The sequence below is a fragment of the Streptomyces sp. NPDC018029 genome (assembly GCF_044327655.1).
Taxonomy (GTDB): domain Bacteria; phylum Actinomycetota; class Actinomycetes; order Streptomycetales; family Streptomycetaceae; genus Streptomyces.
Window position 1 is genome coordinate 165,709 of sequence record NZ_JBIRFV010000007.1, and the last position, 16,269, is coordinate 181,977.

Annotated in this window: 15 protein-coding genes; 11 read left to right on the forward strand and 4 right to left on the reverse strand. The window is 72.4% G+C overall.

Translation table 11 applies throughout. The features are described 5' to 3' along the window. Positions 1–268: 268 nt before the first annotated feature. Complete coding sequence (locus ACH4D5_RS22300; protein WP_398305202.1) at positions 269–1,510, forward strand: hypothetical protein; 1,242 nt, start codon at positions 269–271, stop codon at positions 1,508–1,510. Positions 1,511–1,519: 9 nt separating this feature from the next. On the opposite strand, the gene ACH4D5_RS22305 is transcribed toward ACH4D5_RS22300, so the two are convergent. Both ACH4D5_RS22305 and ACH4D5_RS22310 read right to left on the reverse strand, forming a co-directional pair. Beyond that, a complete protein-coding gene (locus tag ACH4D5_RS22305; protein WP_398305205.1) occupies positions 1,520–2,845 on the reverse strand; it encodes a D-arabinono-1,4-lactone oxidase in 1,326 nt (441 codons plus the stop codon). Then, entirely contained in the window at positions 2,799–4,043 is a 1,245-nt protein-coding gene (locus tag ACH4D5_RS22310) for an MFS transporter (protein WP_398305208.1), read from the reverse strand. The genes ACH4D5_RS22305 and ACH4D5_RS22310 overlap by 47 nt, the downstream gene beginning before the upstream one ends. Before the next feature lie 163 nt (positions 4,044–4,206). On the opposite strand from ACH4D5_RS22310, the gene ACH4D5_RS22315 reads away from it, so the two are divergent. Both ACH4D5_RS22315 and ACH4D5_RS22320 read left to right on the forward strand, forming a co-directional pair. Further along, positions 4,207–5,334: a ferrochelatase gene (locus ACH4D5_RS22315; protein ID WP_398305211.1), complete on the forward strand. Its 1,128-nt coding sequence runs from the start codon at positions 4,207–4,209 to the stop codon at positions 5,332–5,334. A gap of 18 nt (positions 5,335–5,352) precedes the next feature. After that, positions 5,353–6,150: an inositol monophosphatase family protein gene (locus tag ACH4D5_RS22320; RefSeq protein ID WP_398306024.1), complete on the forward strand. Its 798-nt coding sequence runs from the start codon at positions 5,353–5,355 to the stop codon at positions 6,148–6,150. 77 nt (positions 6,151–6,227) lie between these two features. On the opposite strand, the gene ACH4D5_RS22325 is transcribed toward ACH4D5_RS22320, so the two are convergent. After that, the gene (locus ACH4D5_RS22325) at positions 6,228–6,401 is read right to left on the reverse strand and encodes a hypothetical protein (RefSeq protein WP_361731879.1); all 174 of its coding nucleotides are present in this window, start codon (positions 6,399–6,401) and stop codon (positions 6,228–6,230) included. 312 nt (positions 6,402–6,713) lie between these two features. On the opposite strand from ACH4D5_RS22325, the gene ACH4D5_RS22330 reads away from it, so the two are divergent. From ACH4D5_RS22330 to ACH4D5_RS22345, 4 genes are all read left to right on the forward strand, one after another. Continuing rightward, positions 6,714–7,367: a response regulator transcription factor gene (locus ACH4D5_RS22330; protein WP_365354778.1), complete on the forward strand. Its 654-nt coding sequence runs from the start codon at positions 6,714–6,716 to the stop codon at positions 7,365–7,367. 6 nt (positions 7,368–7,373) lie between these two features. Then, positions 7,374–8,621, forward strand: a complete 1,248-nt coding sequence (locus ACH4D5_RS22335; RefSeq protein WP_398305215.1) for a sensor histidine kinase — start codon at positions 7,374–7,376, stop codon at positions 8,619–8,621. Between the two features lie 394 nt (positions 8,622–9,015). Then, positions 9,016–9,312 carry a DUF4193 domain-containing protein gene (locus ACH4D5_RS22340; RefSeq protein WP_055544889.1) on the forward strand — a complete coding sequence of 99 codons (297 nt, stop codon included), beginning with the start codon at positions 9,016–9,018 and terminating at the stop codon, positions 9,310–9,312. 13 nt (positions 9,313–9,325) lie between these two features. Continuing rightward, entirely contained in the window at positions 9,326–10,264 is a 939-nt protein-coding gene (locus tag ACH4D5_RS22345; protein ID WP_398305218.1) for a hypothetical protein, read from the forward strand. A gap of 72 nt (positions 10,265–10,336) precedes the next feature. Here ACH4D5_RS22345 and ACH4D5_RS22350 read toward each other — a convergent pair whose 3' ends face one another. Then, on the reverse strand, positions 10,337–10,789 hold the full coding sequence (locus ACH4D5_RS22350; protein ID WP_398305221.1) for a DUF3093 domain-containing protein: 453 nt from the start codon (positions 10,787–10,789) through the stop codon (positions 10,337–10,339). 58 nt (positions 10,790–10,847) lie between these two features. Between ACH4D5_RS22350 and ACH4D5_RS22355 the strand changes: the two genes are divergently transcribed. The 4 genes from ACH4D5_RS22355 (at position 10,848) to ACH4D5_RS22370 (ending at position 16,178) form a co-directional block, all read left to right on the forward strand. Further along, positions 10,848–11,432, forward strand: coding sequence for a PaaI family thioesterase (locus ACH4D5_RS22355; protein WP_398305224.1), 585 nt, complete (start codon positions 10,848–10,850; stop codon positions 11,430–11,432). Beyond that, the gene (dut, locus tag ACH4D5_RS22360) at positions 11,432–11,989 is read left to right on the forward strand and encodes a dUTP diphosphatase (protein WP_398306027.1); all 558 of its coding nucleotides are present in this window, start codon (positions 11,432–11,434) and stop codon (positions 11,987–11,989) included. The genes ACH4D5_RS22355 and dut overlap by 1 nt, the downstream gene beginning before the upstream one ends. 1 nt (position 11,990) lies before the next feature. Next, on the forward strand, positions 11,991–12,773 hold the full coding sequence (locus ACH4D5_RS22365; RefSeq protein WP_398305227.1) for a DUF3710 domain-containing protein: 783 nt from the start codon (positions 11,991–11,993) through the stop codon (positions 12,771–12,773). A 129-nt stretch (positions 12,774–12,902) separates the two neighbouring features. Next, positions 12,903–16,178, forward strand: coding sequence for an FtsX-like permease family protein (locus tag ACH4D5_RS22370; RefSeq protein ID WP_398305230.1), 3,276 nt, complete (start codon positions 12,903–12,905; stop codon positions 16,176–16,178). Positions 16,179–16,269 lie beyond the last annotated feature (91 nt).

Here is a 16,269-nt window from a genome sequence, read left to right on the forward strand (position 1 = left end):
CTGGAAGGCCCCGGGCACCCTGGCGGGAGACCGGACCCAGGGCTCGCAACAGTACTCCATTCGGGCCACGCGGGTGGACCGCCGCGCCGCCGAAGTTCTCGTGGTGGAAGGGAGTTGGCGGTCGCCCCGCCCTGCCGCGCCCGCGTGCGCGTGGCGCACTTCACGGAAAAGGCAGAAACGGAACTAATCGCTTCGCCCATACGTCCCTGTCTCGTGTAGTCGGCCGAGAAAAGGTTGAGAACAGCGAGAAAGCAGGCAAGGGTCGGAGATGCGTGAAAAGCCGGATTCCGGCAAGGAGTCGAAGGACCAGGAGGAGCCGGAGGAGAAGCGGCGCCTCGATCTGAGCGTGCCGCAGGTGGCGGGCAGCGCCATCGCCGCGGTCGTGGCGGCGAAGCTCGCCTCGAACCTCGGGGTCTACGGGACGATCTTCGGCGCCGGTGTCGTCAGCGCGATCGCGACCTGTGGCGGCACCGTCTTCCAGCACTTCTTCAAGCGTACGGGCGAGCAGATACGTGACGTCACGGTGCAGGCCAAGCCGAAGGCGCGGCAGGTGCCGGTGCCGGCCGCGAAGCAGGTGCCCGAGACGTTCAGAACCGCTGCCTACACGGGCGGAACAGCCGCCTATAGGGGAGCCGTCGGCGCGACGGGCCCCGTGACCACGACGTGGGGGAGGCCACAGCCGACCGACGCGGACAAGAGCGCCGAGGCCGACGCGACCACGGTGCTGCCCACGGCCGGTGACGCGGATCCCACGACAGTGCTGCCCACGGTGGGGGACGCGGATCCCACGACGGTGCTGCCCTCCGTGGCGGCCGGGCTCGAGCCCGACGCGGACAGGACCCAGCTTCTCGGCTCGGTGGACCCCGCGGAGCTGGACGCCACGCAGCTGGTGCCGCGGGACGACGCCACGCGCGTACTGCGCACCGCGGGCCAGGACCCGGCGCCCTCCTACGAACCGCCGCTCCCCTCGGAGGAGTTCACCGAGGGCACCACGCACCGCTCGCAGGTCCGCAGCTGGAAGCGGCCGTTGATCGCCGCGGCCGTCGTCTTCGGAGTCGCCATGGCGGGGATCACCACGTACGAAGTGGTCTCCGGGCAGGACCTCAGCGGCGGCAAGGGCACCACGATCGGCAACGGCATCTCGGGCCGCAACTCCTCTCCGGAGAAGCCGTCCACGCCCTCCGTGGAACCCTCCGGGCAGCCCTCGGACAACGGCACTCCGGAGACGGGTGACGGTTCGGGGAAGGACGGCGGGGCCACCCAGGACCCGAACGGGACCGGCACCCCCACTCCGGGCAACGGCACCGGGAACGGCAACGACTCCGGCTCCAAGGACGACCAGGGCACCGGCACCGGCACGGACCCCGACAAGGACCAGGGCAACGACTCCGGAGACGACGGTTCCAAGACGGACCCGACGCCCACGCCGACCCCGACGCCCACTCCGTCGAGCGGCACGGGCACCGGTACGGACGGCGACCCCCAGCAGGGCGGGACACCCACTCCGTAGAGCGGGGGTTCAGTCGCCGAGGACCCGCCGCAGGTAGGCGTTGCCGAACAGGCGGTCCGGGTCGAGGCGGTCGCGCAGGGCCGTGAACTCGCCGAAGCGGGGGTACGCCTTGGCGAAGTACTCCGCGTCGCGCGTGTGCACCTTGCCCCAGTGCGGCCGCCCCTCGTGCGCGGTGAAGATCCGCTCGGCGGCCGTGAAGTACGCCTGGTAGGGCGTGCCGCGGTACATGTGGACGGCGATGTAGGCGCTCTCCCGGCCCGAGGCCGTGGAGAGCGCCATGTCGTCCGCGGGTGCCGTGCGGACCTCCACGGGGAAGCTGATCCGCAGCCGCGAGCGCTCGATCATCGCCCTCAGCTCACGCAGGGCCGGGACGAGCGCTTCGCGCGGGACGGCGTACTCCATCTCCATGAACCGCACGCGGCGCGGGCTGGTGAAGACCTTGTAGGGGATGTCCGTGTACGTACGCGCGGAGAGCGCCTTGCTGGAGATCTTGGCGATGCCGGGTATGGCGGCAGGGACGGCGCGGCCGAGGGAATTGACCACCTGGAAGAGGCCGTTGGAGAGCAGTTCGTCCTCTACGAAGGCGCTGATCCTGCCGGGCGGCTCCGCCGGTCCGGGGCTGCGGTTGTTGCGCTTGGTGTTGCAGTTGCCGGTGTGCGGGAACCAGTAGAACTCGAAGTGCTCGTTCTCGGTGACGAGCGCGTCGAAGTCGTCGGTGACCTTGTCGAAGGTCATCGGCTCCTCGCGGGCCGTGAGGAAGAAGATCGGCTCCACGGCGAAGGTGATCGCGGTGATCACGCCGAGCGCGCCGAGTCCGACCCGGGCCGCGGCGAAGACGTCGGGGTTCTCATCGGCGGAGCAGGTCAGGACCGTGCCGTCCGCGGTGACCAGTTCAAGGGCCGTGATCTGGGCGGCGATCGAGGCCGAGTCGCGGCCCGTGCCGTGCGTGCCGGTGCTGACGGCTCCGGAGACGGTCTGCTCCATGATGTCGCCCATGTTCGTGAGCGACAGGCCCTCGCGGGCCAGCGCCGCGTTCAGGCGCTTCAGCGGAGTGCCCGCCCCGACGGTGACCGTGCCGGCCGCGCGGTCGATCCCGCGGATGCCCGTGAGCAGGTCGGGGCGTATGAGGACGCCGTCGGTCACGGCGGCCGCCGTGAAGGAGTGCCCGGAGCCGACCGGCTTCACCTTGAGGCCGTCGTCCTTGGCCCGGCGCAGCGCGGCGGACAGTTCATCGACCGAAGCGGGAGTGACCTCCCGGGCCGGTCGTGCGGTGACGTTGCCCGCCCAGTTACGCCACGTCGCTGTGTTCTTCCCGCTGCCCGTGCCCCTGCTCATGGGTCCCTCCCTGTTGCGGCACCGGCCTCTTCAGCCGGCGATACCCGAGGAACCCGACCGCGACCGCGACGGCTCCGGAGACCCCCGGCACCCCGTACCCCGCCTCCGAGCCCGCGGCGTCGATGACCCAGCCGGCCGCGGAGGAGCCGAGCGCGACGCCGACCGCGAGTCCTGTGCTCACCCACGTCATGCCCTCGGTCAGTTTCGCGCGTGGTACGTGCTGCTCGACGAGGGCCATCGTCGTGATCATTGTCGGTGCGATGGAGAGGCCCGCTACGAACAACGCCACGGCCAGCAACGGAAGGTTCCCGACCAGTTGAAGCGGGATCATACTCACGGCCATCGCGCAGACACCCAGCAGCCACCGGGGCGCGGGCGCCCCCTTGAAGTGCAGCAGCCCGAAGGCCGCGCCGGCCAGGCACGAGCCGAGCGCGTAGACGGCGAGGACCAGGCTCGCCGCGGACTTGTGGCCCTGGTCCTCCGCGTACGCCACCGTGACCACGTCGATCGACCCGAAGATCGCGCCGGTCGCGACGAAGGTGAGGACGAGCACCTGGAGGCCCACGGAGCGCAGCGCCGACTCCTTGGTGTGGTGCTCGCGCGGGTGCGGCACCGGTTCGGTGGCCCGCTGGGCGGTCAGCCAGAAGACGCCCACGGCGAGGAAGACGCCGGCGAGCAGCGGACCCGCCTCCGGGAACCACACCGTGGACAGGCCGATCGAGATGATCGGTCCGAAGATGAAGCAGACCTCGTCCACCACCGACTCGAACGAGTACGCGGTGTGGAGCTGCGGGGTGTCGCGGTACAGGACGGCCCAGCGCGCGCGGATCATCGAGCCCACGCTCGGCACGCAGCCGACCAGGGCGGCGAAGACGAACAGCGTCCAGTCGGGCGCCTCGAACTTCGCGCAGAGCAACAGCCCGGCGACGGCGGCCAGGGACACCAGCGTCGCGGGCCGCAGCACGCGGCGCTGGCCGTGCCGGTCCACCAGCCGGGAGATCTGCGGTCCGATCGCCGCGGCGGACAGCGCGACGGTCGCCGACAGGGCGCCCGCGAGGCCGTACCGCCCGGTGAGCTGGGACACCATGGTCACGATGCCGATGCCCATCATCGACAGCGGCATGCGGCCGAGGAACCCGGCGCTGGAGAAGGCCTTGGTGCCGGGGGCGGCGAAGATGGCGCGGTAGGGGCTGGGCACGTGGGACTCCGCTGAGGGACCGGAGCGGCTCCCGGGAGAGGCTCCGGTAAGGCGTAAAGATGGCCGATACAGCTTACGGCTCCGGGGTGGTCGGCCGCACCGGGTTTTCCGGTCGGCGGAGGCCGTTTTCCGCGTGTCAGTGGCGGGTGGCAGGATCGGAGACATGTCCGATGCGCTGGATCCCACTCCGTACGACGCCCTGCTGCTGCTCTCCTTCGGCGGCCCCGAAGGCCCGGACGACGTCGTCCCGTTCCTGGAGAACGTGACGCGTGGCCGCGGCATCCCCAAGGAGCGGCTCAAGGAGGTGGGGCAGCACTACTTCCTGTTCGGCGGGGTCAGCCCCATCAACGACCAGAACCGCGCCCTGCTCGACGCCCTGCGCAAGGACTTCGCGGAGCACGGCCTGGACCTGCCGGTCTACTGGGGCAACCGCAACTGGGCGCCCTATCTGACCGACACCCTGCGCCAGATGGTCACCGACGGCCACCGCCGCATCCTGGTCCTGGCCACGAGTGCGTACGCCTCGTACTCGGGCTGCCGCCAGTACCGCGAGAATCTCGCGGACTCCCTCGCCGTCCTGGAGTCCGAGGGTCTGGAGCTGCCCAAGGTCGACAAGCTCCGGCACTACTTCAACCACCCCGGCTTCGTCCGCCCCATGATCGACGGCGTCCTGAAGTCCCTCGCCGACCTCCCCGACGACGTGCGGGAGGGCGCGCACCTCGCCTTCACCACGCACTCGATCCCGAACTCCGCGGCGGACACCTCGGGCCCCGTCGAGGAGCACGGCGACGGCGGTGCGTACGTGCGGGAGCACCTGGACGTGGCCCGCCTCATCGCCGACGCCGTCCGCGAGGAGACCGGCGTCGAGCACCCCTGGCAGCTCGTCTACCAGTCGCGCAGCGGCGCCCCGCACATCCCGTGGCTGGAGCCCGACATCTGCGACCACCTGGAGGAGCGGCACGCGGCGGGGGCACCCGCCGTGGTCATGGTCCCCATCGGCTTCGTCTCGGACCACATGGAGGTCCTGTACGACCTCGACACGGAGGCGAAGGCCAAGGCGGCGGAGCTGGGCCTGCCGGTGCGCCGCTCGGCGACCGTCGGCGCCGACCCGCGGTTCGCCGCGGCGATCAGGGAGCTCGTCCTGGAGCGGGCCGCCACGGAGAGCGGCACGCCCGGCACCCCGTGCGCCCTGGGCTCCCTCGGCGCGAGCCACGACCTGTGCCCGGTGGGCTGCTGCCCCGCCCGCGCCCCGAAGCCCGCCGCCGCGGGCGCCGACAGCCCGTACGCGTAAGGACCCGAAGTGAGTGACGTGACCGACCTCAAGGCAGAGCTCCTCGCCGTCGCCCTGGAGGCCGCGCACCGCGCCGGGGCCTTCCTGCGCGACGGCCGGCCCGACGACCTGGGCGTCGCCGCCACCAAGTCCAGCGCCGTCGACGTCGTGACCGAGATGGACATCGCCTCCGAGAAGCTGATCACCGACTTCCTCGCCGAGCGCAGGCCGGCCGACGGTGTGCTCGGCGAGGAGGGCGCGAGCTCCGAGGGCAGCAGCGGTGTCCAGTGGGTCGTCGACCCCATCGACGGCACGGTCAACTACCTCTACGGACGCCCCGACTGGTCGGTGTCCATCGCCGCCCGCAAGGACGGCGAGACGCTCGTCGGCGTCGTGCACGCCCCGATGCGCGGGGAGACGTACCGCGCGGTCCTCGGAGCGGGCGCCCACCTGAACGACCTGCCGGTCCGGGTGCGTCCCGCGCCGCCGCTCGACCAGGCGCTGATCGGCACCGGCTTCGGGTACGTCGCCGAGCGCCGCGCCCAGCAGGCCGAGGTCGTGCGCCACCTGATCCCGAAGGTGCGGGACATCCGGCGCGCCGGATCGGCCGCCATCGACCTGTGCGACGTGGCGGCGGGCCGCCTCGACGCGTACTACGAGCGAGGGCTCAACCCCTGGGACTTCGCGGCCGGTGACCTCGTGGCGCGGGAAGCGGGCGCGCTGACCGGTGGCCGCCCCGGAGAGGCCCTTTCGGGCGAGCTGGCCATCGCGGCCCCGCCCGCCCTCTTCGAGACGCTCCAGGGCCTCCTGGAGGACCTCGGCGCCTGGCACGACTGAGCCGCCCACACACACGGAAGGGCCCCGGCACCTGTCACAGGTGCCGGGGCCCTTCCGCTCATGTCCCGAGGCGTCGGTCAGGCGTGGAGTGCGCCCACCTCGACGCCGTGCTCGGCGGCCAGGCGGTGGAGATCCTCCAGCTCCGCCAGCTCGACCTCGGCCAGGAAGTCGTCTCCCGTCTCACGGGCCTTCGTGAGGTCGGACTCCGTGGCCTCTATGCGCTGCAGGAGACCTGCGGTGAATGCGTCCATGGTTGCGCCCCCTCGGCTGGGTCGTGGGTCGATGGCACGGGGGTGTGCCCTCAAGGAGTGGGGCGATCACGTCTCAAGCCGCTCTGGAAAAGCGGTTCGTGGCGCACCACATACAAAGCGTGATCGCGGGTGTAAGGCCGTCCTCCCCTGGCTCCGTTCCGCAGAAACCTCAACCGGCGGAGAAAATCCCGCATTCCCGGGTGCCGATCCCGGAGCCAGGCCGCCTTACAGCCGGTTTATGGCCGAAAGGGGCAGGATGGAGGCCTACCCAAGACAGTTCTGCCCGCAGGGGCACAGAGGAAGGACAGCCACGTGCGCGTACTCGTCGTCGAGGACGAGCAGCTGCTCGCCGATGCGGTGGCCACCGGACTGCGCCGGGAGGCCATGGCCGTCGACGTCGTGTACGACGGAGCGGCCGCCCTGGAGCGCATCGGTGTCAACGACTACGACGTGGTGGTGCTCGACCGGGACCTCCCGCTCGTCCACGGCGACGACGTCTGCCGCAAGATCGTCGAGCTCGGCATGCCGACCCGCGTCCTGATGCTCACCGCGTCGGGCGACGTCAGCGACCGCGTCGAGGGCCTGGAGATCGGCGCGGACGACTATCTCCCCAAGCCCTTCGCGTTCAGCGAGCTCACGGCACGCGTGCGTGCCCTCGGGCGGCGCACCAGCGTGCCGCTGCCGCCCGTCCTGGAGCGCGCCGGGATCAAGCTCGACCCCAACCGCCGCGAGGTGTTCCGCGAGGGCAGGGAGATCCAGCTGGCCCCCAAGGAGTTCGCCGTCCTCGAAGTGCTGCTGCGCAGCGAGGGCGCGGTCGTCTCCGCGGAGCAGCTCCTGGAGAAGGCCTGGGACGAGAACACGGACCCGTTCACGAACGTCGTCCGGGTCACCGTCATGACCCTGCGCCGCAAGCTCGGTGAGCCGCCCGTCATCGTGACGGTGCCGGGCTCCGGCTACCGGATCTGACCGGCGGTGGCCGCGACCCCGGCGCCACCAGCCGCGCCCCCGAAGCCGACGTGGGACCCGAGGAAGGTCGAGCCGCCGTTCCCGTGGCTGCGCCCGACCATCCGTATACGGCTCACGCTGCTGTACGGCGGCATGTTCCTGATCGCGGGCATCCTGCTCCTCTCGATCATCTACCTGCTCGCCGCCCAGGCCCTGAACGTCGGCAGTGACCTGCCGTTCCGGGTCACGGGCAAGTCCACGGTCAGCAGCAGCACCTGTACCAACTTCCAGGGGCTCCCGGAGCACCCCTCGGAGGTGCAGCTCAACGCCGCGCTGAACGAGTGCGTCAACCAGATGCGCCAGAGCGCCCTCGACAACCTCCTGAGCCGTTCGCTGCTCGCCCTGCTCGGCCTCGCCGTGATCGCCTTCGCCTTCGGGTACGCGATGGCGGGCCGCGTGCTCTCGCCGCTCGGCCGGATCACGCGCACCGCCCGCAGGGTGGCCGGCACGGACCTGACCCGCCGCATCGAGCTGGACGGCCCGGACGACGAGCTGAAGGAGCTCTCGGACACCTTCGACGAGATGCTGGACCGCCTGGAGCGGGCCTTCACCGCCCAGCAGCGGTTCGTCGGCAACGCGTCGCACGAGCTGCGCACGCCGCTGGCGATCAACCGCACGCTCCTGGAGGTCCACCTCTCCGACCCCGGGGCGCCCCCCGAGCTCCACCAGCTCGGCAAGACGCTCCTGGCCACCAACGAGCGCAGTGAGCAGCTCGTGGAGGGCCTGCTGCTGCTCGCCCGCAGCGACAACCAGATCGTGGAGCGCAAACCGGTCGACCTCGCCGAGGTCGCCGACCGCGCCGTCGACCAGGTCAGCGCCGAGGCCGAGGCCAAGGGCGTGGAGATACGCGGGGAGCGCGGCCCCGCGGTCGTGCAGGGCAACGGCGTCCTCCTGGAGCGGATCGCCCTGAACCTCGTCCAGAACGCCGTCAGGTACAACGTGCCGGACGACGGCTGGGTCGAGGTCACCACGGAGGCCCAGCACGGTCAGGCGGTCCTGGTGGTGTCGAACACGGGCCCGGTGGTGCCCGCGTACGAGATCGACAACCTTTTCGAGCCGTTCCGGAGGCTGCGGACCGAGCGGACGGGCAGCGACAAGGGCGTGGGACTCGGCCTGTCGATCGCCCGGTCGGTGGCGCGGGCCCACGGGGGCCGTATCATCGCGGAGCCGCGTGAGGGGGGAGGGCTCGTGATGCGAGTCACCCTGCCCCTCTGAGGCGCAGGATCGGACACACCGCCGTGTTCGCTTTGCGCGGAATTTCCAGGGGTCCTCCCCGGGGAAGAAGTGTGCGATCGATCACATGGCCGATTTTTCGGCCATCTACTCTCTGTGATCGTGAAAGTCGTCGGAAAGCCGGGAAAATCCGGGTTTTCGGGTGTCTTGATCACGGGAAGTACACGGGGTGGCGCCCGTGAAGTGCGACATTCGGACCGTGTACGGTCCGATCGCCATCCAACCCGAGCACCTCTTCGGGGGTGCGGTTGGGTGTCGATTGAGTAACAGACCTTGATGTGAGGCAAAATCTCCGCCTCGGGTCGGGCACAAGTCCGGCCTCTCACGCGTTACGTGCGCTGGAGACACCCGCAGACACCCAGAGGGGGAGAGCGACATGGCAACGGACTACGACACCCCACGTAAGACCGACGATGACGTCAACGAGGACAGCATCGAGGAACTCAAGGCACGTCGGAACGACAAGTCGACGTCAGCCGTAGACGTCGACGAGTTCGAGGCCGCAGAGGGCCTCGAGCTGCCCGGCGCGGACCTTTCGAACGAGGAGCTCGCCGTCCGCGTGCTCCCGAAGCAGCAGGACGAGTTCACCTGCATGAGCTGCTTCCTGGTCCACCACCGCAGCCAGCTGGCCAGGGAGAAGAACGGCCAGCCGATCTGCCGCGACTGCGACTGAGGCGGGGTCGGCCGTGACTGGCTCGACCCCGTCCAGGAAGCGCCGCTTCCGCAAGGGCGGAGCGGACGAGGCCGGCGTCCAGGACGCCGGTGTACGTGATGACGGGCGAGGCTCTTCCGCCACCGGAGAAGCCTCGCTCGAACCGGCGAACGCCCTGGAGGCGGTGCCGGACGCGACGGCGGCCGACGAGGCTCCCAGGGCCACCCGGAAGGCGGGGGGCGGGTCCGGACTTGGCCGCGTTGCCGCCGTCACGCGCGGAGTGAAGGAAGGCGTGCGCAAGGGCGGGCGCGGCGCCAGGGCCGGTATCGGATATCTCGCCGACCGGCTCATCGAGAACGCCCCGCGGATCCCGGTCCGCGATCTCGCGACCCTCCGCAAGCAGTTCCCGGGCCTCGGCCCCGAGCAGCTCGCGGACAAGCTCGTCGCGGGCGCCGCCAACGCCACGTCCACCGTGGGCGCGGGAGTGGGCGCCGCCGCGATGATGCCGGTGCCGCCCGCGATGCCCGCCGAGCTCGCGGCGGAGATCACCGGCGTCGCCGCCATCGAACTGAAACTGATCGCCGAACTGCACGAGGTCTACGGACAGCGGCCCGGCGGCAATCTGAAGCAGCGCAGCACCGCGTATCTGAACTCCTGGTCGGAGGAGCGCGGCGTCGACGTCACGAAGCCGACGACCTTCAACGCCGCGCTGGGCGGCCAGATGAAGCGGGAGCTGCGGCAGCAGATCATGAAGCGGATGGTCCGGAACCTGCCGAACCTCATGCCCTTCATGGTGGGTGCCGCCGTCGGGGCGGTCATGAACCGCCGGGACACGAAGAAGCTGGCCGCGAAGGTTCGTGCGGATCTCCGCAGGAGTCAGGTGCCGTGGGATGCGTTGCCGGAGCTGCCGCCTCTGGAGAAGCCGGATGATCCTCTGCGGGTGGGGGGTCTTCCGAAAGAGCTCGGGAGCTGATCTGCCGTTCGGCCTGCGGGTTCGTTGTGGCTTGTCGCGCAGTTCCCCGCGCCCCTGAAGGGGCGCCTTCGGTTATGCGGCGCTCTGGCGTACCGCGTCCAGTGCCTTCGACAGCTCCTCCGGGTGCCTCGTCGAGACGTACGCGTACGGAGTCGGGTCGTCCGGGTCCGTGATCGGGATGCGCAGTGCCGTGGGGATGTAGGCACGCAGCAGCATGTACGCGCGGGGGTCGGCCTTGTAGCTCCGCCAGGCGCGGGTCTCCTCGCCGGTCAGGACCTCCGCGTCACCCAGCGCGGACACCGGGATCTTCGCGTCGCCCGCGACCAGCGACTCCGCCACCACCCGGATCCGCACGGCGCCGTACGCGCTGGTGACGACGGCCGCCACGGCGGTGCCGCCGACCAGGCCGCCGAGGAGCGGCAGCGTGCCGAACGGCAGCAGGATCAGGGCCATCGCGACACCCACCAGGACCGAGGCGAACCACCACGAACGGGGCGCGGTCAGGCGTTCTTCGTAAGGCTGCATGGAACCAAGCTTGGCACGGTGCGGTTGCCGCGCTGACGCGGAGGTAAGGTCTGCGCCTGTGAGTGGTACATCTGCAGCTCTGACGCCCCCGGCCGACGCGATAGCGCCCGTCCGCCACCCCGACGCACCCGCCCCCGGCGAGCTCATCGGCGCCCACTACGAGCACTGTTTCGGCTGTGGTGAAGGACAGGCGCACGGACTGCACCTCGCGGCGCGGGCCGGCGAGGGTGTCACCGTCACCGCCGAGTTCACCGTGCGCGAGGCGCACCAGGGCGCCCCGGGCCTCGCGCACGGCGGCATCCTCGCCACCGCGCTCGACGAGACGCTGGGCTCGCTGAACTGGCTGCTGCGCGTGATCGCCGTGACCGGCCGTCTCGAGACCGACTTCGTGCGGCCCGTGCCGCTGGGGACCGTGCTGTTCCTGGAAGCCGAGGTCACCGCCGTCGCCGGACGGAAGATCTACTCGACCGCCACCGGGCGGATCGGCGGCCCCGACGGGCCCGTCGCGGTCCGCGCCGACGCCCTCTTCATCGAGGTGAAGGTCGAGCACTTCATCGACAACGGCCGCCCGGAGGAGATCCAGGCCGCCATGAACAACCCGGACCAGATCCGGCGTGCCCGCGCTTTCGAGGTGAACCCGTGATGCCGCCCTCCGACGAGACGCCCTCCACCGAGCTGAACGTACTGATCAGGCGTGTCGACCCCGATGTACCGCTGCCCGCGTACGCGCAGCCCGGTGACGCGGGCGCCGATCTGCGGACGACGGAGGCCCACGAACTCGCGCCCGGTGAGCGGGTGGTGCTGCCGACCGGAGTGTCGATCGCGCTCCCGGAGGGGTACGCGGCCTTCGTGCACCCCCGTTCCGGGCTCGCCGCCCGCTGCGGTGTCGCTCTGGTGAATGCCCCGGGGACGGTGGATGCCGGGTACCGTGGAGAGATCAAGGTGATCGTGGTGAATCTCGACCCGCGCGAGACCGTGCGGTTCGAGCGCTTCGACCGGATTGCCCAACTGGTCGTCCAGCAGGTCGAGAAGGTTCGCTTCCAGGAGGTGGCGGAGCTTCCCGTATCGGCGCGGGCCGAGGGGGGCTTCGGGTCCACCGGTGGCCATGCCGCCGTGGGCGGCGGTCCGGGCGTGAGCCCGGGCGAACAAACGGGTGGGAATCGATACGCATCGGTCGTATCCGACCGGGAAGGACAGTGACGTGTTCGGACGTCGCAAGAAGGACAGTGCCGCCGAGGACGCGGCGGGCGCGGACGAGCAGGTCGTCGACGGCGTGCACGGCGACGAGTCCGCCGACGCCGCTGACTCCGGCGTGGCGCGGTCGCGCGTGAGGCTCGAGCCCGAGCCCCGCCCCGACGGTCCCTGGGACCTCTCCGAGGTCCGCGAGCCCGGCGAGGGCCGGGTGGACCTCGGTGGGCTCTTCGTGCCCGGTGTCGAGGGCATGGAGCTGCGGGTGGAGGTCGCGGGCGACGCGATCGTCGCGGCCACCGTGGTGCTCCAGGACAGCGCCATCCAGCTGCAGGGCTTCGCCGCCCCCAAGAGGGAGGGCATCTGGGGCGAGGTCCGCGAGGAGATCGCCTCCGGCATCACCCAGCAGGGCGGTGTCATCGACGAGGTCGAGGGCCCCCTCGGCTGGGAGCTGCGTGCCCAGGTGCCGGTGCAGCTGCCGGACGGCACGGGCGGCGTGCAGGTCGTGCGCTTCATCGGCGTCGACGGCCCGCGCTGGTTCCTGCGCGGAGTGATCTCCGGGCAGGGCGCGGTGCAGCCGCAGACCGCCGGCCTCCTGGAGCAGATCTTCCGGGACACCGTCGTCGTGCGCGGCGACGGCCCGATGGCGCCGCGCGACCCGATCGTCCTGAAGCTGCCGGACGACGCGCAGATGGTCGCCGAGGGCAGCGTCCAGCAGGAGCAGCAGGAGGGCTCGCGCTTCTCCGGTGGCATGGGCCAGCTGCAGCGCGGCCCCGAGATCACCGAGGTGCGCTGACCCGTCGAGGTCCGCTGACAGGTACTCAACTGCCTGGTGGCCCGCAGTGGTTCCGGTTCGTCCGGACCATTGCGGGCCACTTTCGCGTACGCCCATACTGTGCCGGTCACTCGGGGGGAGACCGGTGCGGTGAGGGGACGACGCCTGCCCGCGGCAGTGCGGGGGAGCCGGCACCACGGACTTGTGCTGGGCGCGGCCGGGCTCGCCGTGCTGCTCGCCGCCACCGTGCTCGCCGCGCTGGCGGCGCTGTCCGAGAAGGCTGTCGAGGGCGGGGTGCAGCGCAGGCTCGCCGCCGACCGCGAGGCCGTCGTCGAGGTCGCGGGACCCCACAGGGCCGACGGCGCGGGGCAGGTGGACCGGGACGTACGCACCGCGCTCGACCGCACGTACGGCGACGTGCCCCACCGCACCTGGTCCGCGCTGCGGGCACCCGCCGCCCGCAACGACGAACTCGCCGTCACCGAGGCCGCGGGCCGCCCGCGCGAGGACGCCACCCTCTCCGTCGTCGCCCTGCAGGGCCTGGGACGGCACGCCTCACCGGTGGCCGGGCGGTGGCCGCGCCCCGGAAACGGGCCGGTCGAGGTCGCGCTGACCGAGGTCGCCGCCGCGGAGCTCGCCGTGCGCCCCGGCGACCGGATCACGGTGCGGGGCGCGGACGAACGGCCGGTGACGCTGCGGGTCGTCGGGCTGTACGCCGCCGAAGAGCGCTCGCCCGCTCTGTGGGCCTCACTGAGCAGTACGTTCGGGACGCCCGACTCGATCGCGGTCGTGCCGCGCCGGGCCTTCGCCGGGAGCGGCGGGCTCGCCGGGGACGCCACGGCGCTGTGGCTCGGGGTGCCCGAGACGGGCGGGCTGCGGCTCGGGGACATCGGGGCGCTCCAGGAGCGGGCCGACCGGTTCGCGGGCAGCGACGCCTCACGCTCCGTGTCACGCGGGGCGGCCGGGGACGATCTGACGCTGTCGGCCGGGCTGCGCAGGGCGCTCGACCGGCTCACCACACCGATCGCCGTGGCCCGCGCCGGGCTCTACGTCCCCGCGACGCTCCTCGCCGCGCTCGCCGTCGCCGCCCTCGTGCTCACCGCGCGCCGGCTCGTCGAACACCGCCGCCCCGAGCTGGCGTTGCTGGCCGCGCGAGGGGCGGGCCCGCGCCGGATCGCCCTGTCGACGGCCGCACAGTGGGCCTGCGCCGCCGTGCCCGCCGGGCTGGCCGCGCCGTTCCTCGCGGGCCCGCTGCTCCACGCGCTCGAAGGCGCCGGGCTCGTCGAGGGCGAGGTGCCCGCGTCGGCGGTGACCGGCGCGGGGTGGGCGGCCGTCGGGGGCGCGCTGGCCGTGCACGGCCTCGCGGTGCTCGTCCCGACCGTGCGGATCGTGCGGGACCGGCGGGCGGGGGCCCGGCTCCGGTGGCGGATCGCGAGGTTCGCCGGGGTCCAGCGGTTCGGGGCCGACCTGGCGCTCGCCGCGGTCGCCGTGCTCGGCTGGCTGCAGCTGCGGCAGTACCGCTCGCCGGTGACCGGCGGTGGCGTCGGGGGCATGGGCGGTGTCGATCCAGTCCTCGTGTTCGCGCCCGTCGCGATGACCGTGGCGGCCGCACTGCTCGTCCTGCGGTTCCTGCCGCTGCTCGCCCGCTTCGTCGATCCGCTCGCGCGGCGTGGCCGCGGTCTCGTCCTGCCGCTCGGCGGCTGGCAGATCGGCCGGCGCGCGGCCCGGCACGCCGGACCCGCCCTGGTCGTGACGCTCGCCCTCGCGGTCGCCGCGCTCAGCAGTACCGCCCTGGCCGTGCTGGACCGTGGCGACCGGGACCAGGCCGCCTTCCAGGTGGGTGCCGACCTGCGCGTCGAGCCGGGCGACGGGGTGCCGCCGGGCGAGCGGCGCGCCGCGTACGAGGCGCTGCCGGGCGCCGAGTCCGTGACGCCCGTGATCACTTCGGAGGGGTACGTCGGACAGGACGCGGTGGCCGTCACCGGCATCAACACGGAGCGGGGGCCGGTGCCTTCGCTGCGCGGCGACCTCGCGGACCGGCCCGTACGGGAGCTGGTGGCGCCGCTCGGCAAGGGGATCCCCGTGCACGGTCTGCCGGTGGAGGGGGCGGGGCGGCAGCCCGAGGGGGAACTGCCACTCCGCGTACGGATGTCGGCCGACGGCGGCGGCACCGTCGTACCCGTCCGGCTCACCGTCTTCTTCGAAGACGGCGACGGGCTTGTCCACGAGAGTTCCGTGATGATCGAAGAGGGTGGCGCCAGGACCGTGCCGCTGAAGGTGGGGGCACGCGGCGACGCTGTCCGCATCCTGCAGATCGACCTGAGCATGGTCGGCGAGCGGGTCCGGCGGACGTACCGCCTGACCGTCGACCAGGTGCCGGGGCTCTCGCGGGAGGCGCGCTGGCGCGACCTGCGGGCCGACCGGCCCGACCGGCGTGCGGCGGGGTGCCCGGGGGCCGCGCGGGAGCGTGCGCGGGAGCAGGGGCGGCCGCCGTCCGGGCAGGCGCCCGGGCCCGTCCTGTGCGCCGACCGGCCCGGCTGCGGAAAGCTCGTCGACGCGGTGCTGCGCGGCCCCGACGGGCGGCTGAAGTACCCCACGTGGAGCGTGCGGCTCGGCACGGATCGCGCCACGGGGCGCCCGGCCGCGCCCGCGCTCGCCGACGACGCGCTGCTGGCCTCCGGGGCGGTCCGGGTCGGGGACACCGTGACGGTCCGCGGGAGCACGGGCGGGAGCGCGCGGGTCGAGATCGTCGGGCGGCTCGCGGCGGTGCCGGGGATGCCGCGCGACCGGCCGCGGCTGCTCGCCGACTCCCGTGCGATGGCCGCCCAATGGGCCCTGAGCGGGGCGTTGCCGGGGGCGGAGAGCGCCTGGTGGGTGGGGGTCCGTGGCACGGACGCGGCGGCGGCCGCGGCGGCGGTGCGGGCGGACCCGCGGCTGGGGCACGCGGTGGACGTCCCGCAGGTCAGGAAGGAGCTGGCGGCCGACCCGCTGCGGCGCGGGGCGCGCGGGGCGCTCGTGCTGTGCCTGGCGCTCGCCCCCGCCTTCGCGGTCATCGCGTTCGCCCTGCACACCGTGGTCTCCGCACGGGCCAGGGAGCGGGAGTTCGGGTTGCTGCGGGCGCTCGGGATGCGGCGGGGGCAGCTGGCGGCCTACCTGTGGACGGAGCAGCTGGCGCTGGCCGGCGTCGCGGCGGCGCTCGGCACGGTGCTCGGGGCCGCCCTCGCTTCGCTGATCATGCCGGTGGTGACGGTCGACGCGGAGGGGGAGCCGGTCTTCCCCGAACTGACCGCCTCCGTGCCGTGGGTGCGGGTGGCGGTGACGGCCGGGGCGACCGCGGCGGTGATCTGCGCGGTCGTGACGGTGGCGGCGCGACTCCTTGGACGGGTGGATCTGGCGCGGGTGCTCCGGGCGGGGGAGGACGTGTGAAGGAGCGCCGGTGGGGTGTGGCGGGGTGGTGGCCCGTGGGGTTCGGGGGGTCCGGGGGGCGCTGTGCGGCGTGAGTGGTGGCGGCGAGTGC

What these genes read in the sequence shown, in the direction of transcription:
- ACH4D5_RS22300 (WP_398305202.1), top strand. Translation starts at nt 269, where the DNA reads ATGCGTGAAAAGCCGGATTCCGGCAAGGAGTCGAAGGACCAGGAGGAG.
- ACH4D5_RS22340 (WP_055544889.1), top strand. Translation starts at nt 9,016, where the DNA reads ATGGCAACGGACTACGACACCCCACGTAAGACCGACGATGACGTCAAC.
- dut (WP_398306027.1), top strand. Translation starts at nt 11,432, where the DNA reads ATGCCGCCCTCCGACGAGACGCCCTCCACCGAGCTGAACGTACTGATC.
- ACH4D5_RS22305 (WP_398305205.1), bottom strand. Translation starts at nt 2,845, where the DNA reads ATGAGCAGGGGCACGGGCAGCGGGAAGAACACAGCGACGTGGCGTAAC.
- ACH4D5_RS22350 (WP_398305221.1), bottom strand. Translation starts at nt 10,789, where the DNA reads ATGCAGCCTTACGAAGAACGCCTGACCGCGCCCCGTTCGTGGTGGTTC.
- ACH4D5_RS22325 (WP_361731879.1), bottom strand. Translation starts at nt 6,401, where the DNA reads ATGGACGCATTCACCGCAGGTCTCCTGCAGCGCATAGAGGCCACGGAG.
- ACH4D5_RS22315 (WP_398305211.1), top strand. Translation starts at nt 4,207, where the DNA reads ATGTCCGATGCGCTGGATCCCACTCCGTACGACGCCCTGCTGCTGCTC.